The sequence below is a fragment of the Actinomycetota bacterium genome (assembly GCA_018334075.1).
Lineage (GTDB): Bacteria > Actinomycetota > Coriobacteriia > Anaerosomatales > UBA912 > JAGXSC01.
The window spans coordinates 1-3,436 of the sequence record JAGXSC010000052.1; the positions used below are offsets into that span (position 1 = coordinate 1).

The following is a 3,436-nucleotide window of genomic DNA, read 5'->3' on the forward strand; positions in this document are numbered from 1 at the left end:
GCAAAAGCCTGACTGAGGGCGCTCGCGCTCGTCGCCGACGACAGCGAGCGTGGCGAAGGTGTAGACCGGCATCACGCTGCGCATCACGTCCCGCGAGAGCGACGCATACATCGCTTGGTGGTCTTTGAAGTTCAAGACTTCGAAGCCGCTTTCAGTGCTGTCTCGTTTGCGCAGCCTGGTGGCGGGGAATACATCCCGACGCAGGGGGTATAGGTGCAGGTCATCGAACCGCTTCATGGCTGCGTCCAGGAACTCAAGAGTTCCATGAGGTGCATGCCTCTGGGCTGCACGCCCGATATGGCGATTGCCAAAGTGGTGCGACAGCAGCATGACGTGCTTGAAACCCTCGCTGCGCAGGCGGGCAAGTTCCTCAAGGACGGGTTGGGGATTCTTGAACTCCTGGCGGCTCTCCGCGAGGCGCGAGCGCATTCGCAGTGCGCGAAGGATGGCCGTGTCCCCCTGGCGCTCGGCGGTGTAGGTGCGGCTGACGAAGATAAAGCCGTCGGCGTCCGCATGCAGGGGGTGGGAGTCGCAGGGGCGGGTGACGTAGGTCAGCAACGCCACCTTGTCGAGGGGGCCTTCGAGCGAGAACTGCATCGGCTGACCGCCAAGCAATGCGTGAAGCGCACCCTTGCGCTTCCAGACCAGACTGCTGGGGCTGCCCCCGTCCTCGGCCTGAGTCGTCAGCCCCTGCAGTTTTACCCCGCCTTCGCGGGCGAGCGCCTTCTCGAGGGCTTGGCTCACGGCATACACCACAGTGTTCGGGTCCCGGGCGTTGTCCTCGCGCTTGAGCTTTCGGCCCGTGTGCTGCAAGCGCACCATGCTCAGTGCGACTTCAGGCTTGTCGGCGCGCACTCTCTTTTGGAGCTCCCACAGCACGACATACAGGGTCAGGGCGAAGGCGGCGATGCTGGCGCTGCGAAGCTGCTCTGAGCGGGCCTTCTCCTGCTCATTGCTCTCGTGCCTCAGCTGGAGCATCCTGAGGTCGTACTGAACCTCGATGCCGGCGCCGGTCTGGAAATAGCCTTCTTCGGGCAGGTCTGCAACCCAGGCCTTTTCCTTGGTAAGCCAGCGGTAGGGCACGAAGCGAATTGGCAGGGTCGGATACGCCGCCTCGCGCTTCATGGCAACGCTGTGCGCATCGCCGGCGACCGTGAGTGAGCGCTCCTTCAGCTCGGTCCGAACCGTGTACGAGGCAACACTGCCGGGCACGACTGGGTCTTGCGAGATGGTCAGGTGCTCGAACCAGGCAATGGAGTCATCGCCTCGCTCGGCCTTGACGAGGATGTCCGTCTTCTGGCCAATCGAGTCGACAGCTTCCCAGTTGACGATGCCACGATGCAGCGACACCGTGAACCGCTCTGCGCGGTCGTTGGCGCTCGCAACGACTCTGTTGGCCTTGCTGCGCAACAGCGCGATGAGCTCCCCGGCAAGGGCGTCCACGACTGGGGCCCGCTCGACAAGGGCCATGTGCATGCGCCGCAGGGTCACAACGGGCTCCGTCTTTAGCTGCTCGGCGATGTGGGTGGCTTGCGCGGCTACATCGACTCGGGTGTCTTGCTGCGCGCTTTCTGGAACGACGAGGTAGAGAAAGACAAGCTCTGCGATATCGCGTCGAACGAAGGCCTCCATCTCCTTGCTCGCAAGCAGGCGCTCCTGCAGCCGGTCAAGGCGCGACTCGAACGCCGACTTCCCCGTCTGCGGGTTGTCGCCGTTGACCCGAAAGCGATAAGAGACTTCGCGAAGCGTAGCCACCCCCTGCTCAGGCTCTGAACGGGTCTCGAAGAGCTGTGCGGAGCCTTCGGCCCAGACCGGAAGGCACGAATAGAACAGTGCCCGGCGCAAATGCTCGGCCAGGTCGGACACATTTTGCTGTCCGTAAACCAGGCTCGAATCCAGCACAAGTGCCGACCCTTTGGTGCTGGCAAACCAGGCGAAGCAGTCCTTGACGCGCTGCACGTAGGTCTTGAAGCCCGGCATCGAGCTCTGAGCACTGAGCGCATCCATCAGGCTCATCGTCACCTGCAGCCGCACGCGCGCCAGCGCCTCATCGTCGAGGAAATCCAGGAAGTCTCGGATTTGGCTTCCCGGGCGGTTGCGCTGCGCTCGGATGGCGTTGAGCGTCTCCTCGACCTCATCGTCCTCCATCCCCTGCTTGCGCAGCTTCTGGGCAATGCCCCGACACAGCAGTTCGAGCCTGTCGGGGCCGTCGACAGTTTCGATGGCCGTCAGCACCTTGCCGATGTCCTTGCTTCGTTCGTCGGCTCGTCGGTCGTTCGAGGCAAAGACCACTGGCACGAGCGAGGCCGTCGGCGGCATGAACGGCCTGCGCTCTTTGAGCGAAACAGCCATTCGTTCAAGGGCTTCGTCCATCGAAGCCAGGGCTAGCGAGGCCGCCTCGACGTCTTTCAACGTCTCATCCACCAGGGCGCAGACGAGTTGGTGGACTTTCTCGAGGTTCTTGGCGGTCGCAGCCTCCGTTGCGTGCTGTAGGCGACCGCCCACCCGCGCTGTGGTGCCGCCAGGCAGAGGCGTCATGTCGCGGATGAAGCCGCTGCCTTCGCCGGGCGCAAACTGCTTGCTGAATTCGGGGTCTTGAAACAGGCGATACAGAACGCCGTGCATGTTCACGACGACCTGGCCGCCGCGCAGGCTCAGCAGCGCAAGCGCTGACTGTGCAGAGGTGTCGGTAGACGCAAGCGCCCTAGCGAGCAACTCCGCCAGCTTGGCGAGCTGCAAAGATGGGGTGACGGTGCGAGCAGAAACGCTAGACCCGCCCAGATGCGAGGGGGTGGACATGGTCGCTCCTTTCTTGGCGGATAAGCCACTTCACGCCACAAGCCGACCAAGCTCGTGAGTGGAGTACGTCTTTCGGTGACCGTAGTCTAGCGGACCTGTTTAAAAAGGCAGGCGACCTCAATGCCGCAGGCGCCTACTGAGACTCGCTGCGGCCGCAGGACAGCTGCCAAACCCCCAGAGAGCCGTAGCCGTCGGAGGGCTCGATGGTCGCTCACCGCCTTTGTCACCGCGCCGAGGCACTTGGTAACCCCGCGCTTGCGCTGCGGGTCGGAGACGGTTCGAATCAGGGCATACAGCGGTTTGCCCTCTCGAACCTGCATGTGGGGCTCCAGAGGGTGGTGGGCTCTCCCGTTCAGTGCATGCGTTCAGGCAGCAGCTCCATTTCCAAACGAGTTGCTATACGAAAAGCAGCATTAGCTGCGTACCAACCACTTGAGGGCATCTGATGAGCAAGAAGAACGGCCGGGCACAGCCGGCACCAAAGGAAAATAGTCAACACGAGAAGGGCACCGCGGCTCATCGTGGCGAAGGAAGCGAATGCGCTGTCGACAGGCGGCGCCAGGCGGGAGTGGGGCGCCGGGTGCGTCATCAGCCGACGCTGTCGGACCCTCCTCTGCTGCGCGTCCTGCTGCATGCG

The 3,436-nt window shown here is 63.2% G+C and carries 3 protein-coding genes; 2 read left to right on the forward strand and 1 reads right to left on the reverse strand.

The features are described 5' to 3' along the window. The coding region (locus tag KGZ89_06870; protein MBS3974568.1) for a hypothetical protein at positions 1–2,799 on the reverse strand (2,799 nt) is incomplete at its 3' end. 203 nt (positions 2,800–3,002) lie between these two features. Between KGZ89_06870 and KGZ89_06875 the strand changes: the two genes are divergently transcribed. After that, the gene (locus tag KGZ89_06875) at positions 3,003–3,245 is read left to right on the forward strand and encodes a hypothetical protein (protein MBS3974569.1); all 243 of its coding nucleotides are present in this window, start codon (positions 3,003–3,005) and stop codon (positions 3,243–3,245) included. Beyond that, a partial coding sequence (locus KGZ89_06880) for a hypothetical protein (protein MBS3974570.1) occupies positions 3,245–3,436 on the forward strand: 192 nt, incomplete at its 3' end. The genes KGZ89_06875 and KGZ89_06880, both read left to right, overlap by 1 nt.

Coding starts and splice junctions, on each gene's coding strand:
- KGZ89_06875 (MBS3974569.1), top strand. CDS start 3,003: ATGGTCGCTCACCGCCTTTGTCACCGCGCCGAGGCACTTGGTAACCCC.